We start from the raw sequence: 16,234 nt of genomic DNA, 5'->3' as shown, positions 1-16,234 counted from the left end.
TCCTCGTAGTGGGCCTACTCGGACAAGCCCGACAACGAAGCGAGCGTGCGTGCCAGGCGCCACGGGCCAGGCGGGACTTCCAAAACACGGCCTAGCCGGGCGGCTGCTCGGCGGGCCGTTGCCCGCGACGTCGGACATTCGCTCCCCCTCGGCCGCAACCGATGGCCGTGGGGGAGCGTCTTTGTGTCAACGCACGCCCACGGGGCTCACAGGGCTCCCCTAGGGTGGTGCACACCGAGCGCCGACCCGGGGGCGGTCGGTGCAGGTGGGGCATTGCGCGGCATTGAGGAAGAGCTGGTACGCATGGCGATATGTGGCACTCCGTCGAGCGAAGTGCCTTGCGCGTACAACCCTCGCGGGGGGATGCGTGTCCAACTGGCGTGGCGGAGGCATGGGGTATCGAGACGGGATTCGGGCGGCGTGGCGGTACGATCGCGCCTCCGCGGCCCTCGCGTACGGCGACCGGCGGTCTGCCGGTGATCGCGCCCTGGCCGGTGCGGGTGGCCGGCGCGAACCACGACGGCGCTGAAGGGGCGATGGCCGTCGGCACCACCGTGGACCACCTCACCGAGACCTACCGCGCCCACTACCGCTCGCTGCTCGGGCTGGCCGCGCTGCTGCTGGACGACACCGCCTCCTGCGAGGACGTCGTCCAGGAGGCGTTCATCCGGGTGCACTCGGCCCGCAGCCGCGTCCGCGACCCCGAGAAGACCCTCGCCTATCTGCGGCAGACCGTGGTCAACCTCTCCCGCTCGGCGCTGCGTCGGCGCATCCTCGGCCTCAAGCTGCTGGCCAAGCCGATGCCGGACATGGCCAGCGCTGAGGAGGGCGCGTACGAGATCCTGGAACGCGACCAGCTCAAGGCGGCGATGCGCAAACTCCAGCGCCGCCAGCGCGAGGTCCTCGTGCTGCGCTACTTCGTCGACATGACCGAGGCGCAGGTCGCGGAGACCCTGGGGATTTCCCTGGGCTCGGTGAAGGCGTACGGTTCGCGTGGTCTTGCGGCGCTGCGCGTCGCGATGGAGGCGACGTCATGAGACCTCCGCACGACCCCCAGGGCCCCAACGGCCCCACTGGCACCCACGGCCCCGAAGGCCCCGACGACGCACCCGAGATGGACGAGCAGACCCCCCGAGCCCCGCACGACCCGCACGAGCCGCACGAGCCGCCGCAGGACGAGACGCGGGACGAGGCGTCCGCGCAGCAGGAACCGCCGACGCCGGCCGAACCGGCGTCCCCTGGCGCGGCGGACGCCGACGACTCGGGTTCCGCGGCGTCAGGTTCGGCGGATGCGGATGCGGATGCGGCTGGGGTTGCCGACGACTCAGGTTCCGCGGATGCGGGCTCCACCGACGCGGGCTCCACCAACGCGGGTGCCGACGAGCCGACGGCTCCCGTCCGTGCGGTGTCCGGCCACGCCGATCCCGTCGGCGAACCGATCATGCACGACGTGACGCCCCTCAGCGGCGCCACCGACCTGGACGACCTGACCTCCGACGAAGCCTCGCTGCGTGCCCTCATGCACCAGGCCGTCGACGGGCTGCACGCCTCCCCTGACGCGCTGGAACACCTGCGGCGGGCCGTACCGCTGCGCCGCCAGCGCCGTCGCCAGGCGGTGCTCGGTGCCGTCGCGGCTGTCATCCTCGTGGGCCTGGCGGTGCCCGCCGTCGTCCGGGTCGCGGGCAGGTCGGGGCACACCACCGCCGCGCAGGTCGGCGTCGGCAGTTCGTACACGGTCACCCCCGACGCCGGCGGTCACCGCAAGGGCGACGCCGCGGACCCGTCGGGCAAGGCCACCCACCGGCCCGACAAGGACCGCCCGCCCGCCGGTACGCCCACCGGCCCCCGGAGCACCCCGTCCGGCAGCGGAGCCCCGGCGCCCGACTGCTCCAGTGCCCAGCTCGGCCAGGGCCTCAGCGAGGCCGACACCCCCGACGCCGACGGCCGCGTCTACGGCTGGTTCCGCGTCGCCAACGTCTCCGGCACCCCGTGCACGGTGCCCAGCGGCGGCGTCATCCGTGCCGTGGCGCACGGCTCCGCCGAGCAGGCCGCCATCCAGGTCGTCGGCCACACCCAGGGCGACCCGGCGACGGGCCTGCCCGCCGTCATGGCCGAGACCCCGATCGTGCTCGGCCCCGGCCAGGACTACGAGGTCGCCTTCGCCTGGGTGCCCACCTCGGGGACGACCGGCTGCGTCGCCACCACGACCCCGCCCACCTCCTCGACGCCGACACCGTCCTCGACCGGTTCGGACGGCAGCGACCAGGGCACGGACTCCGGCTCGGACTCGTCAAGCGGCAACGTCCAGCCGGCCGGCGGCGTCCCGCCCACCTCCGCGCCGGCCAGCGTCACCTTGGACCACACCCCGGCGGCGGGCGCGCCTGTCGTCGCCGGCCCGGTCATCCAGGGTGCCTGCGCGGGCACCGTCTACACGACGCCTCCGATAGCGGAGGCGCTCGCCACCACGCCGTAGCCGCGGCGCCCCCCAGCCCCCGCGGCCCGCGTACGTGGGCCGGGGGCGCGGATCACGCGTGGGCCGGAGCGTCGGCCGGGACCCCCGGACCGGGGCGTTGGACCGGAACACCGGATCGGCAACCGGGGGACGGGAACGCCGGACCAGGCCCGTGAGCAGGCGCGAGCCTCCCGCGGCGGCGGCCGCGCCCGGGCCGGTCGGGGGCGGTTGCGGCCCGCCAGGACCCGCCCCGTAACGTGGTGGCGTGTACCGGTTCCTGCTCACTCCGCGTTGGTTGGCGGTCAGCCTGCTCGCACTGCTGGCCGTGCCGGTCTGCGTGTTCATGGGAAGCTGGCAGCTCAGCCGGTTCGACATGCGGGTCGACCAGCACAAGAGCGCCGAGCACGACGAGAAGCGCGTGGCCGCCGCGGCGCCGGTGCCCCTGGCGCGGGTGCTGCCGAAGACCGGCTCCGCGGTCGGGAGCGACGACAGCGGGCGGATCGTCAGTGCCACCGGCCGCTATGACACCGCGCACCAACTCCTCGTCCCGGACCGCCTGCTCGACGGCCACAACGGCTACTACGTCCTCACCCCGCTGCGCCTGTCCGACGGCGCCGCCCTTCCCGTGGTCCGCGGTTGGCTGCCGGGCAAGGCCGCCGACGCCCGCAGCGTGCCCGCCGCGCCCGCCGGGCAGGTGACCGTCACCGGGGCCATGCAGTACCCCGAGACGACCGAGACCAGCGGCGTGGACACCAGCGGTGCGCTGCCCTCCGATCAGATCGGCATCATCAGCGGCGCCTCCCTGGTCAATGTGCTGCCCTATTCCGTCTACAACGGCTGGATCACCGCCAACCACCCCGCGAAGCCGCTGACGGCGGTGCCCCCGGCCGCCCCGCCGAACAGCGGCCTCGACCTCAAGGCGTTCCAGAACCTCGGCTACACCGGGCAGTGGTTCGTCTTCGCGGGCTTCGTCGTCTTCATGTGGTTCCGGTTCGTCCGCCGCGAGGGCGAGGCACGCGCCGACGCGGAGCTCGGCATCCTCCCGGACCAGCCGGACGGACCGGACGGCCCGGGCGGCTCCGGCGGCTCCGGCCGGCCGGGCGGACCCGCCGCCCCCGACCCGCAGGCCGAGGACGGCGAGCCGGGGGAGCGGGACGACGAGGGCGCCCGGGACACCGTGTCGGTCGGGTCAGCCGCCCACGTGGCGTAGCGCGAAGGCCAGTTCCAGCCGGACCTGCTTGATCCGCTCCTCGACGACCAGCGAGCCGTGCCCCGCGTCGTACCGGTACACCTCGTGCGGCTTGTCGAGGGCGCGCAGCCGCTCCACGTAGTTGTCGATCTGGCGTATCGGGCAGCGCGGGTCGTTCATGCCCGCGCTGATGTAGACGGGGGCGGTGACCTTGTCGACGTAGGTGATCGGCGAGGACGTCTCGTACCGGTCCGGGACCTCCTGCGGGGAGCCGCCGAACAGGGTGCGGTCCAGGGCCTTGAGCGCCTCCATCTCGTCGGCGTACGCCGTCGCGTAGTCCGCGACGGGGACCGCGGCGATGCCGACCGTCCACGCCTCGGGCTGGGTGCCGAGGCCGAGCAGGGTCAGGTAGCCGCCCCAGGAGCCGCCGGTGAGGACCAGCCGGGACGGGTCGGCGAGGCCGGAGCCCACTGCCCACTCCCGCACCGCGGCGATGTCCTCCAGCTCGATCAGGCCGACCCGGTGCTTGAGGGCGTCGGTCCACTCCCGGCCGTAACCGGTGGAGCCGCGGTAGTTGACCCGGACGACCGCGAAGCCGTGGTCGAGCCAGGCCGCGGGGCCCGCGGCGAAGGAGTCCGAGTCGTGCCAGGTGGGACCGCCGTGGATCTCGAAGACCGTCGGGAACGGCGCGCCCGGCGCGTCGTCGTCACCGGCCGCACGAGGCGGCCGCTGCACCAGTGCGTGGATCGGCCCGCCCGGTCCGTCCACCCACACGTCCTCCACCGGCACCGAGTCCGGGGCGCGCAGCCCCGGCGCCTCCAGGACGACGCCGCCCGCGGTGGAGCGCACCGCCGGAGGCCGCTCGGCAGACGACCACAGGTACTCCACGCTGCCGTCGGGCCGCGCGCTCGCCCCGCCCACGCTGCCGGCCGGGGTGTCCAGCCGGGTCAGCGAGCCGTCCGCCAGGTCGTACCGGAACAGCTCGCCGCGGGCGTGGAAGTCGTGCACCACCAGGAGCGCAGAGCCGTCCGGATACCACTCGGCGTGCACGTCGCCGGGCAGGTCGAAGGCCAGCTCGGTCTGCTCGCCGCCGGCCACGTCCCACAGCATCGGCAGCCAGCGGTCGGCACGCTGGTGGCCGACGAGCAGCCGGGTGTCGCCCGGCACCGGGGCGAAGCCGAGGCAGTCCAGGCCCAGCTCGCGCCGGCCGCCGTCGGTGTCGTCCAGCTCCGCGACGGTGCTGCCGTCGGAGACGCGAAGAACCCGCAGCGCGCTGTGCATCGCGTCGCCGTGCTCGGTGTGCTCGACCACGACCAGGGTGCCGTCCTCGGAGAGGTCGCCGACGCCCGCGGACTCCGGGTGACGGTAGATCTCGTACGCCTCGCCGGTCGGGGGCACGACGTGGACGGAGGTGCCTTCGTCGTCGGTGGAGCGGCCGATCACGGCCAGGCCGCCGACGCCCAGCGCGAGGCCCGCCGGGTAGGAGGGGGGAAGGCCGGGCGCGGCCGGTATGTCGTCACCGCCGGCGAACGGCTGCTTCATCCACACGCCGAACTCGTCGCCATCGGTGTCGGAGAACCACCACACCCATGCGCCGTCCCTGCTGAGGGTGCCGTCCGTCGTGCCGTTCGGCCGGTCGGTGACCTGGCGGCGGCCACCGGTGGCACGGTCCCACGCGTACAGTTCGTACGTCCCCGTCACGTTGGACACGAACAGGCTGCGGTCCGGGGCGTCCTCGGCCCACTCCGGCAGCCCCACCCGAGGCGCGCGGAACCGCGTTTCCCACGCCGGCATGGCGCCGGCTTCCGACATGGGTCCGACGGCGGACCCGGTGATCTCGTTCATGACCCCATGATGCTCCGCCGCGCCCACCTTCGGTGCGACTCCCCGCACAGCCTGTGGATAACTCCGCGACATCGCAGGTCAGAGGTATGGGGATGGGGAGGCGGGCGAGGGCGGGGTGCCGATCGTATGCCTTCAGCCCGCCTGCTTTCCTGCTCTCGGTCCGCCTGCCCGCCTGCGCTCAGTCCGCCTGCTGGGCCTCACCGCGGACCACCACGACCGGGCAGGACGCGTGCAGCGTCACGGTGTGGCTGACCGAGCCGAGCAGCGTCGAGCGGAACGTGCCGTGGCCGCGGACGCCGACCACGATGAGCTCCGCCCCCTCGCCGCGGTCGAGGATGACCTGCGCCGGGTTGCCCATCACGGTGACCGGGCTGACGGTGGCGGCGCGGTCCGGCGGCAGGGCCTTCTCCAACGCCTCCCGCAGCGCCCGCGCCGCGGATTCGCCCAGGTCGTAGCCCTCCGGCAGGCCCGGCACCGCGCCGCCCCAGCCGAACGACGCGGGCATCTCCCACGCCGTCACCGCCTCCAGGGACGCCCCGGTCAAGGTGGCCTGGCGGTCGGCCCAGCGCAGCGCGTGCAAGGACGGATCGGAGCCGTCGACACCGACCACGATCCGGCCGTATTCCGTCGCCGACTCGCTGGTGGGCGCGCTCGTGGCCTCGCTCCGCTCGGTACCCGGCTCCGTCATGGCCTGCTCCTCACGCGCTACGTCCTGCGGCCCGCCGCAAGATCCGCCGCCGGACGTGCTGCCCGGCTTTGCCTTGCCCACGGCAAACCCTAGGGGACGTAGTGGGGCATTGTCGTACGGAAGGGGCGATTCTCGCGGGTGTGGCGGTGCGGGAGGCTACGGCTACGGCTGGCACCGCGTCCGCGTACGGGTCCGTGCCCGCGCTTCAGCCCGCGGCGGGGGTGCCCGGCAGGCCCGCGCAACTGTCGAGCAGGGGGCCCAACTCGCGGGCGACCGTGTGCAGGGGCGCACTGGACTGCTCGGCCCGGGCGATGAGGAGCGCGCCCTCGAGCGTGCTGATCATGAGCGTGGCGAGGGCGGGCGCCTGTGCGTCGGGCACGCCGAGGTCGGCGATGGCGGCGGCGAGGGGCGCGTTCCAGGTGGCGAAGGCGTCGGCCGCGGCCTTGCGGGTGGACTCGGCGGACTCCGCGCAGTCGACGGTCGCGGCGGCCACCGGGCAGCCGGAACCGTAGCCGTCGGTGTCGTACTCCCGCGTCCACTGCCCGATCATCGCGGTGAACAGCGCGCTCGGCGACGGCTCGGGCAGGGCGGCGAGGAAGCGGTCGATCCGGCCGGCGGCGTAACGGCCGGCCCAGGTCACCGCCTCGTTGACCAACTGCTCCTTGCCGCCCGGGAAGTAGTGCTGGAGGGAGCCGCGCGGTGCGCCCGCGTGGGCGGCCACCTCGCGCATACCGGTTGCGTTCACGCCGTCGCGGCGGATGAGTTGGGCCGCGCTGAACACCATCCGCTCCCGCGGGCCGTACGTACGAGGCCGCGCGGAGGTGTCTTCGCCGGCGCCCGCCTCACCCGCGGCCGTGCCGACGCTCGCCTGGTCCGTCTTGCCCGCGTCCACCGTTTCCCGCCTCCGTCCTCCGCTCCGGGCCCAGCCTATAGACGCCGGTCAGCGCGTCGATGTCACGCGTCATCCGCACCGGCTGGAGCCGCCGGCCCAGCGCGCCCAACAGCGCCCGCCGGCCCGGGAGTACCGACGCCGACACCAGCCGCACACCGCGCGTCCGGGCCCGGTCGAACAGCGCGTCGAGCATGGCCGCCCCCGCGCCGAGCCGCTGCCAGCCGTCCACGACGAGCAGCCCCAACTCGCCGACCGGGCAGGGGTACGCGTCCGGGTCCGCGCCGCCGCGGGCGGCCGCGAGGCTGCCCAGCCCGACCGGGCCCGTCCAACCTCCGTGCTCCGCAAGGCTCTCGGGCACTCCAGGGCCCTGCGGGTACGCCACCACCGCGTCGTGCGACTCCGGCCGGCCGGCGAGCATCGCGTCCAGGTACGAGCGGGGCAGTTCCCTCGGCTGTCCGAAGAAGCGCAGCCGGACCGTCTCGGCGGAGCAGCGCGCGAACAGTTCGGCGAGCGCGGCCCCGTCCTGCGGACGTACGGCATCGACCCGCCAGCGCGGCGCGGTCCCGGGTGCGTAGGGCCCGGGCGCGTACGGCGCGGGGACCGGCGGTGGCTCGGGCGCGGGCCGTGGCTGGGGTTGCGGTCCGGGTTGCGGCCCGGGCTGCGGCGAACCCGTTATGACGGTTGTCATGGTCGCCAGTATTATGACCGTCGTCATAGATCGCAAGCGAGGGCACGGCGGGGTGGTCCGTAATGAACGCAGGCCGTACTGGCGGTACCGGGCGGGCCGGCGCTGGGGGAGAGGCGCCCGGCGCGGGAGGCGGGGGCGGCGCGGGAGGGGACAGTGGCGCCGGCGCCACCGGGTTCATCGGGCTCGGCGTCATGGGTCAGCCCATGGCACTGAACCTCGCCAGGGCCGGCGTCCCCCTCGTGGTGTGGAACCGCACCCACGCCCGCAGCGAGCCGCTGCGCGCGGCCGGCGCGAGCGTCGCGGCGAGCCCCGCGGAGGTCCTCGACCGCTGCCGCACCGTCCTGCTCGTGCTCTCCGACGGCGCTGCCATCGACGCCGTGCTCGGCCGCGGCACCCCCGACTTCGCCGCGCGCGTCACCGGCCGCGTGCTCGTCCACATGGGCACCACCTCGCCGGAGTACTCGCGGGAGCTGGAGGCCGACCTCCTTGCGGCGGGCGGCGGTTACGTGGAGGCGCCGGTGTCCGGCTCCCGAGTGCCCGCGCAGGAGGGCCGGTTGGTGGGGATGCTCGCCGGGGAGGCGCGATCCGTCGCCGCTGTACGGACGTTGATCGAGCCGATGTGCCACGAGGTGTTCGTCTGCGGGGCCGTGCCCGAGGCGCTGCTGACGAAGCTCGCCGTGAACCTCTTCCTGATCACCACCGTCACCGGCCTGGTGGAGTCGTTCCACTTCGCCGAACGGCACGGCCTGGACCGCGACCGCTTCCTCGCCGTGCTCGACGCCGGACCGATGGCCAGCGGGGTGTCCCGGATGAAGGCGCCGAAGCTGCGGGACGGTGACTTCGCCGTCCAGGCAGGGGTGTCGGACGTCCTCAAGAACAACGAGCTGATCGCGTCCGCCGCCCGGCAGTCGGGCCTGGCCTCCCCGCTGCTGGACGTCTGCCACAGCCTCTTCGCCGAGACCGTACGGCTCGGCCACGGCGACGCGGACATGGTGGCCGTGCTGCGCGCCATCGAGGCCCGGACCGGGGCGGCCGGCGCCCCCTGACCGGTCCGTGAGAACGGTCTAGGCTGCAACCGCCGTACACCCCGAGCGAGTTGCGGCGGCGGAGCGGAAGACCGGCGGGACACGGACGTACGGAAGGCGGAACGCGCGATGGGCGTCGCAATACGCAGGGCCGGGGAGAGCGACCGGGAAGCCGTGGTGAAGCTGCTCGACGAGGGCTTCGCGCAGGACCCGGTCAGCAACTGGGTCTTCCCCGACAAGGAACACCTGCGCCGTAGCCACGCCGTGCTGATGGGCGCCTTCCTGGAGATCTCGCTCAGCGAGGGCTACACGGACATCACCGAGGACGGCACGGGCTGCGCGCTGTGGGCGCCGGTACCGGCGGGCGACCACGGCGACCCCGACGACCCGGCGCACTTCCGGGAGTCGGTCGACCCGGACAACGAGCGGGTCGAGCAGATCGCCCGGCTCACCTCGGCGACCCACCCCAAGGACCGCGCCCACGAGTACTTGATGATGATCGCCGTCGCACCATCCGTACGCGGCAAGGGAGTCGGCGCCGCGCTCATCGCCAACACCCTGGAGCGCTGCGACCGCGAGGGACTGCCGGCGTACCTGGAGGCGAGCAGCCTGCGCAGCCGCGGGCTGTACGAGCGGCTCGGCTACACCTTCCTCGGCACCCCGGTCGAACTGCCCGGCGGCCCGCACATGTACCCGATGTGGCGCGAGCCGCGACCCGCGCAGCGGGGCTGAACCGTCCCATCAGGGCGGGGCCCGGAAGCGGGCCGGTCCGGGGTACGCCCGCGTACGGCCGCTCACCCTTTCGTGCCACCCTTTCGCGGTCCGCGGTCCGCGGTCCGCGGTCCGCGGTCCGCCGTTCGCGGTCCGCCGTTCGCGGTCCGCGCCGAAATCCGTTTCCGGTCGGCCGATCCGGCCGCATAGCGTGCCCGCACATGGACGACGACCAGAGCACACCACCGCGCCTCACCCGCCTCACCTTCCACGGACCGCTCTCCGAAGCCCGGGCGACGAGGATCATCGACCGGCTGGCCGGCACCGCGCCGCCCGGGACGGTGCTCGACATCGGCTGCGGCTGGGGCGCGTTCATGCTGCGCCTGCTCGAAGCCGTGCCCGGCGCGACCGGCATCGGGATCGACCTGAACGCCGAGGACACCGCGCGCGGCCGCGCCGACGCCGAACGCCGCGGCCTGGCCGGCCGTGTCGCGTTCGTCGAGGAGTCCGGTGTCGGCACGACGCTGGGCCCGGCCGACCTCGTGGTGTGCCTCGGCGCCGGGCACGCGCTCACCGACCAGAGCCCACCTGACCACATCCGCGCCGCACTTGACGCACTCCGCGGCCTGGTGACCCCGCACGGTCGCGTGCTGTTCGGCGAGGGTTTCTGGGAGCATCCCCCGCCGCCCGAACGCCTCGCCGCCATGTGGCCGGACGCCACCGCCGACGAACTCCCCGACCTCGCGGGCCTGGTGGACCTGGCGGTCGCCGCCGGCTTCCGGCCCTCCTGGATCGAGACCGCCTCCGCCGCCGAGTGGGAGGACTTCGAATCCGCCTACCAGTCCGACGTCGAGGACTGGCTCGCCGCCCACCCCGGCCACCAACTTGCCGAGGAGACCCGCACCCGTCTCGACGCCCACCGCGCCACCTGGCTGCGCGGCTACCGCGGCCACCTCGGCATGGCGTACCTCACCCTCACCCCGGTCCTCTGAGTCCTGTCCCTCTGAGGTCCGGCCCGCTGGGCCCCGCCCGGCCGGACCTGATCAGCCGCCCCCGGCCGCACCCGGCCGCCCCCGGACCGGCCCCGGACCGGCCCCGGACTGGCCCCGGACTGACCCCGTTCAGGCACCTCGCCCGCCACCCGTACCCGCGGGCGAAAACCTGTACGAAACCCCGTACCGGAGCTGGAGGATGGGGGCATGCCGAACGCATCCGCCTGGCCGGTACGCGCCGCCGTCGACGAACTGCTCGCCACCCTCGACCCGTTGCCGTACGGCGAGCGCACGCGGGAGCTGGCCGCGTGGGTACGACGGCGGCAAGCAGGCTCGGACCCGGCCCGGACGTCCGATCTGCGCGCCGAGCTGGCCGAGTTGGACAGCCGGGGCCACTACGGGCGCCGGCTCGCCGGAGCCGCGGCGGTGATCGGGCAGGACGTGGGATTCCTGGCGGCCCGTCTCACCGACCCGGACGCGGCGGTGCGCAAGCACGCGGTGAAGGCGGCGCGCCGCCTGCCGGTGAGCGACACGCCTCTGGAACGGGCGATGCACGACGCACCCCAGGTCGCACGACGGCAGCTTGCCTCGGTGGTGGTGGCGAGCGGCCGGACCGCCCTCGCCGAGCGTCTGCTGCCGTCGGTACGGGAGTTGTGGGGCGACGAGGAGGCGGCACGGCTGCTTCCCGGCTGCGAGCCCGCGACGGTGGAGCGGCTGCTGCCCGAGCTCTTCCCCGCCGTGGCGAACTGGCGGGCGCTCGGACGCAGCCACCCCGACCAGGTGCTGGCCGAGGTCAGCCGCCAACTCGCCGAGCTGCCACGGCAGTCCCGCACCCAGTGGTGGGCGCGCAACGCCGACGTCTTCCCGGCGGTGGCCGAGGCCCGGCCGCTGCGCGTCCTCGACCTGCTCGAAGCGCACTGCCCACCCCAACTGCCTCTCCCGGTCCGGAACATCCTCGGGTGGCTGGCCAGGGCGGCGCCCCGCCGCACCCTCCGGCTGATCACCGCACCCCGGCGCGGCACCATCCCCGCCCGTGACCTGCTCTCCAGCACCGCCCTGGCCCGCGTCGCCCGGCTCGACCCGCCCGAACTGGCCGACCTCGGCCGGGCCTGGAGCCACACCCCCGGCCACCTCGCCCTGCTGCTGCACGCGCTGCCGCCGTCCCGGCGGGAAGCCTGCTACGACGCCGCCACCGCCGGCCAGGACCTCACCCGCACCGGCCTGTCCGACGCCCTGCTCGACGTACTTCCGCGCCGCCGCGCCCAGTCCGAGGCGCGGCGGATGGCCGAACAGCTCGAACGGCGCGGGGCGCCCTGGGCCGTCGTGCTGTCCGTCGTCACCCACCTCCCGGTCGCCGAGGCCCGTCCTCGGCTGCTGGCCGCCACCCGCCGCCCCGCGGCCGAGGACCGCGCGCAGGCGTACCCGCTGCTGGTACGGAACGCCGCCAGGTCGGCCGACCCCGCGGCCGTCGCCGAACTCGTCCGCGAACTGGGGCGGTTGCGCAACGAGCAGGAACCGGTGCGCACTCCCGCGCTTGTCGCGCTCGCCGAGGTCCCGCCGCGGCTGTTCTCGGGGGCGGACGCGGCCGCCCTCGACCGGATCACGGCCGACGCCGTGACGGCCCGCGACAGTTCGGCCGGCACCCGAGGCGCGCTGTCCCGGCTGGCCCTCGCCTTGCTGCGGGAGCACGCGGCCGGCGGCGAACAGCCCCTGGTCGCCTTCGCGTTGACGACGCTCACCCGGCTGGCGGGCGACACCGGCGGCGCCGACCTGGGCCGGCTGGACTCCGTGCTGCGCCGCGGGCAGGAGTTCCAGGTCTTCGAGGCGCTGCGGCCGTGGCTGGCGGCCGGCGCGGACAAGGTCGACCACTCGCTGACCTTCGCGCTGGCGCGGGCGCTCGGCCGCCGGGCCCACCGCATGCCGGAGCTACAGGAACTCCTGTGGCAGGCAGTGCAGTTCGGGAACGACGCCACGGTGCGCACCGCGGTCGACCTGTGGCTGGACGCCCCCAGGACCAGGAGCGAGCGGGCCGTCCGGGTGCTGGAACTCGAACCCTCGGCCGCCGTTCTCCACCCGATCCTGCGCGTCCTCACCCACCGCCGCACCGACCTGCTCGACGCGCTCCTGGGAGAACGGCCGCCATACGGGCGCTTCCTCACCGCCGGTGCGCGCTGGTTGCCGCCCACGGACGGCGCGGGCAGGTGGCTGCCGCGCCAGCAGTCCGCTGCCGCAAGCCTGTTGGCGAAGGCGGCGGCCGACGCCTCGCTGCCACCGCACGAACGGGCCGACCATATCCGCGTCGTGGCCTCACTGCCTGACGTCGGGCTGCAGGTCGTCAGCCGCTACCTCGACTCCTCCGACACCGTCCTCGCCGAGGCCGCACTCGGAGCCCTCGGCTGGACCGACCGGCCCGCCGAAGCGCTCCCGATCCTGCTCGCGCACGCCGCCGACGACCGCGCCCGGGTCGCGCTGTACTCCGCCGGGCGCGCCGCGCGGTTCACCACCCCGTCCGCGCTGGAAGTCGCCCTGCGTGCCGCGCTGTTGCCCGCGGCCGACGGAACGCCCCCACCCGCGGCCAAGGTCACCAGCCGCAAGGAACTGGTCCGGCTGGCCGCCGACCGCCTGCCGGTCGGCACCGCCGTCGCCGTCGTCAGCGCGGCCTACCACCTGCCCGGGCAGCACCCGGACGTACGGGCCGCCTGCGTGCCCCTCGCGGCGACGCGGCTGCTGCGCTCCCCGGTCGCCTGGGAACTGCTCGAAGACGCCGCCGCCGGTCCGCCCGCCACCCAGGCCGCGGTCCTGCGCACCAAGCCCTTCGAGCTGCTGTCCGGCGAACGCGCCCGCTACGCGCGGCTGGTGGCGCGGATACGGGAGTCCGCCGACGCGGAGACCGGCGACACCGCGACCGGCCTGATCGGCACATGGGCGCCGTGGTACCCCGAGGCCGCTCCGATCCTGGTCGCGGCGACGACCGACCTCACCAACCGAACGACCTGGCGCGCCGCCTCCGACGGGCTCGTCGCGCTCGCCTCCGACCCGGGCGGCGCGCCCGCGCTGCTGGACGCCTTCACCCGCCTCATCTCCGACGACGGGCACGCCGCGGAACGGGAAGAGGACGCGGCGGGCGAACGGGACCGGCCGGCCCGGCAGCGGATCGGCCACCTGACCACGCGGCTGTCGACGAACGTGCTGGGCCGCGGCGACCCGGCCACCCGCGCCGCGGCCCGGCGTGCCGCCGACATGCTCTGCGCGGAACCGGACTTCGTGGCGTTCGGCGTGCGGCTCGCCGCCGTCTCGCTCGACCTCGACGCCGAGCCGCCGGCCGCTGTGATCGGCGCGCTGGAAGACCTCGCGGCACTGCACGCCGGCCGCCCGGTGTTGGCCGTGCGCACCGCGGGCGTCCTGCGCGCCCGCCTCAGCACGGCCCGGCGCCCTGGCGACCCGCTCACCCTGCTGGCCGCGGTGGACCGGCTCGCCGGCGCCGAACCCGGGCATGCGGCAGGGCAGTTCGCCGTGGCGCTCACCGAGGCGCTCGGCGGGCGTACCGGCTGGACCGACGACTGGCGCACCCGCCTGCGTGCGCTCCGCCGCCACCCCGACCCCGACGTACGGGACGCCGCCTTGGCGGTGACCACCGCGGTGGAGTAGCGCGCGGCGCGGTCGTATGCGATCCGGCGCTTCCACGCGAAGGATCGCCGGGCGCCTCCTCCGCGGGAAGCGGCCGTCGTACGCGCACGTCCCCGTGGCGCGGCCCCCTCGGCGGGGCGGGCGCGAGCCGCCTCTCCAACGCGGCATCGGCGTGGGCCCGTTCACGGCCGGGCGATACCCCGTTCGCGGCCGGGCGTCACCCCGTTCGCGGCCGGCCGTCAGCCGTTCAAGCGAGCCCTCTCTCCGCCCGGACGCGGCGTCGCCGGGCCCGTCCGCCCGCGGCGGCAGCGCAACTCCACGCCCCGGCAACCCCTTCCGTCCCACGGCCACCAAGTACCGGAACCACGCCGAGCATCGGGTCGTTCACCTTCTCTTCACATTCTTCACGGAATCACCATGACCTGTGAAGCACCAGGCCAGCCCGGTTCCGGCGCCCTTGCACGGAGGTGCGCCGCCCTGCGCCCACTTCAAGAACTGTTGACACTCCTGAACCAGGAGCGCAACATGCCGTGACGCGGGAGAGCGCTCTCCGAACTCTCCGCGGCCTGGCGGCCGAACCGCGTGCGCCCCGGAAGCGGAACCCCGGAGGCGGAACGGCCGCCACGCGATATTCGCCGGAGCCACGAGAACGAGGAGGTCTCCGTGGCACACAGGTCGAGAAAACTTCCAGGGCTGCTCATCGCCCTCGCGCTGACCGCGGTCGGCGGCGCGGTGGCACTCACCGGAAACGCTTCCGCCGCACCGTCGTCGCACGGCACGGCGAGTGCCGCGCACGCGGTTTCGGCCAAGCAGGGCAGCCAGGCGATGCCGATGAACATGCCGGTGTCGACCAAGACGTCGGGTGACGACCCCGACGGCGACGGCTACATCATGGCCGACCCGCCGGTCACCGGCGTGACGCCGTCGACGTACGACCCGCCGCACGCGTACTTCCACGAGTTCCAGGCGAAGTGCGCGCCGTCCCACACGCTGCCGGACGACCCGATCGTCTTCCCCGGGCAGCCGGGCAAGTCGCACGACCACACGTTCATGGGCAACGTCAGCACCAACGCCGACTCGACCACCGCGTCCCTGGACGCGGCGAGCGGCACGACGTGCAACGCGCCCGGCGACAAGTCGGCGTACTGGATGCCGAGCCTGTTCAACGGCGACCAGAAGATCCTGCCGATCGGCCCGCAGACGATCTACTACAAGTCGGGCGTGAACGACTACACCAGCGTCCGGCCGTTCCCCAAGGGGCTGCGGTTCGTGGTCGGCAACCCGATGCAGACCGAGGACCAGTTCAAGAACCTCAAGGGCACGGTGGAAGGTTGGGAGTGCGGGGACAGCTACGGGAACTTCGACATCCCGGTCTCCTGCCCGAACACCCCTGACGTGCAGCTGAACATCCGCTTGCAGGCGCCGAGCTGCTGGGACGGCATCCACCTCGACACGCCGGACCACCAGAGCCACATGGCGTATCCGATCGCGACGGGCGACAACGAGAACGTCTGCCCGGCCGACCACCCGGTCGCGCTGCCGATGATCGAGTTCAAGATGGCCTTCCCGGTCAACGGCGACATGTCCCAGGTCCACCTGTCCAGTGGAGCCGGCTTCTCGTTCCACTACGACTTCTTCGCGGACTGGGACGACGCGACGCTGTCCGCCATGGTCACCCACTGCATCAACGGCGGCCTCCAGTGCGACGACCACGGCTATGACCAGAGCCAGCCCGACAAGGGTGCCGTGCTCGACAGCAACTACGAGTTGATCCAGTAACCCGTCCGCGGGTCTCTCCCGGGCGGGTCTCTTCGGACCCCCCGGGAGAGCGCTCTCCAAGTTCCAGCCTGTCCCCCCAACACCACAGGTGATCCATGCACACCCCCACACGCTCCTCGCATCAACCCCCCACGTCCCTCGACCCGCCCGCTCCTCCTCCTGCTCCTCGACCTCCTCGGGCCTCGCCCGTCTCCTCCCGGCCGTCGCGCCGTGCGGCGCTCGCCGGTGTCGGGCCGTTCGGCCACGTCCTCAACACCACCGGCCATCCCGTCAACAGCACCGAATCCGACCTCACTTACCTCGTGAGCCACCCGTGACCGGGCCCATCCGCACCAAGGAGGAAGAC

Annotated in this window: 12 protein-coding genes; 8 read left to right on the top strand and 4 right to left on the bottom strand. The window is 74.1% G+C overall.

Annotated elements, in window-relative coordinates; genetic code table 11:
* The first annotated feature begins 380 nt into the window (after window positions 1-380).
* The 3 genes from AB0399_RS33485 to AB0399_RS33475 all read left to right on the top strand — a co-directional run bounded on the left by AB0399_RS33485 (window position 381) and on the right by AB0399_RS33475 (window position 3,662).
* Complete coding sequence (locus tag AB0399_RS33485; protein WP_329367568.1) at window positions 381-1,037, top strand: SigE family RNA polymerase sigma factor; 657 nt, start codon at window positions 381-383, stop codon at window positions 1,035-1,037.
* Window positions 1,034-2,473, top strand: a complete 1,440-nt coding sequence (locus AB0399_RS33480) for a hypothetical protein (RefSeq protein ID WP_366413859.1) — start codon at window positions 1,034-1,036, stop codon at window positions 2,471-2,473. Before AB0399_RS33485 ends, AB0399_RS33480 begins: the two co-directional genes overlap by 4 nt.
* A 244-nt stretch (window positions 2,474-2,717) precedes the next feature.
* Window positions 2,718-3,662: an SURF1 family protein gene (locus AB0399_RS33475; RefSeq protein ID WP_366413858.1), complete on the top strand. Its 945-nt coding sequence runs from the start codon at window positions 2,718-2,720 to the stop codon at window positions 3,660-3,662.
* Here AB0399_RS33475 and AB0399_RS33470 read toward each other — a convergent pair.
* The 4 genes from AB0399_RS33470 to AB0399_RS33455 form a co-directional block, all read right to left on the bottom strand.
* Window positions 3,642-5,486 (bottom strand): prolyl oligopeptidase family serine peptidase, encoded by a 1,845-nt coding sequence (locus AB0399_RS33470; protein WP_366413857.1) that lies wholly within the window; start codon window positions 5,484-5,486, stop codon window positions 3,642-3,644. The genes AB0399_RS33475 and AB0399_RS33470 overlap by 21 nt on opposite strands.
* 178 nt (window positions 5,487-5,664) lie before the next feature.
* Complete coding sequence (locus tag AB0399_RS33465) at window positions 5,665-6,174, bottom strand: universal stress protein (RefSeq protein WP_329367574.1); 510 nt, start codon at window positions 6,172-6,174, stop codon at window positions 5,665-5,667.
* 205 nt (window positions 6,175-6,379) lie between these two features.
* Window positions 6,380-6,958 carry a TetR/AcrR family transcriptional regulator gene (locus AB0399_RS33460; protein ID WP_366413862.1) on the bottom strand — a complete coding sequence of 193 codons (579 nt, stop codon included), beginning with the start codon at window positions 6,956-6,958 and terminating at the stop codon, window positions 6,380-6,382.
* 58 nt (window positions 6,959-7,016) lie between these two features.
* Entirely contained in the window at window positions 7,017-7,754 is a 738-nt protein-coding gene (locus tag AB0399_RS33455) for a hypothetical protein (protein WP_366413856.1), read from the bottom strand.
* Between the two features lie 176 nt (window positions 7,755-7,930).
* On the opposite strand from AB0399_RS33455, the gene AB0399_RS33450 reads away from it, so the two are divergent.
* The 5 genes from AB0399_RS33450 to AB0399_RS33430 all read left to right on the top strand — a co-directional run bounded on the left by AB0399_RS33450 (window position 7,931) and on the right by AB0399_RS33430 (window position 15,888).
* Window positions 7,931-8,800, top strand: coding sequence for an NAD(P)-dependent oxidoreductase (locus AB0399_RS33450; RefSeq protein WP_366413861.1), 870 nt, complete (start codon window positions 7,931-7,933; stop codon window positions 8,798-8,800).
* Between the two features lie 108 nt (window positions 8,801-8,908).
* The gene (locus AB0399_RS33445) at window positions 8,909-9,511 is read left to right on the top strand and encodes a GNAT family N-acetyltransferase (RefSeq protein WP_329367578.1); all 603 of its coding nucleotides are present in this window, start codon (window positions 8,909-8,911) and stop codon (window positions 9,509-9,511) included.
* Between the two features lie 200 nt (window positions 9,512-9,711).
* Window positions 9,712-10,482, top strand: a complete 771-nt coding sequence (locus tag AB0399_RS33440) for a methyltransferase (RefSeq protein WP_366413855.1) — start codon at window positions 9,712-9,714, stop codon at window positions 10,480-10,482.
* Window positions 10,483-10,689: 207 nt separating this feature from the next.
* Window positions 10,690-14,130 (top strand): hypothetical protein, encoded by a 3,441-nt coding sequence (locus tag AB0399_RS33435; RefSeq protein WP_366413854.1) that lies wholly within the window; start codon window positions 10,690-10,692, stop codon window positions 14,128-14,130.
* Window positions 14,131-14,802: 672 nt separating this feature from the next.
* Window positions 14,803-15,888, top strand: a complete 1,086-nt coding sequence (locus tag AB0399_RS33430) for a DUF1996 domain-containing protein (protein WP_329374173.1) — start codon at window positions 14,803-14,805, stop codon at window positions 15,886-15,888.
* Window positions 15,889-16,234 lie beyond the last annotated feature (346 nt).

Source organism: Streptomyces sp. NPDC088194 (genome assembly GCF_040702025.1).
GTDB lineage: Bacteria > Actinomycetota > Actinomycetes > Streptomycetales > Streptomycetaceae > Actinacidiphila.
The sequence above is the reverse complement of the archived record's forward strand: the minus strand, read 5'-3'. Positions and strand labels throughout refer to the sequence as shown.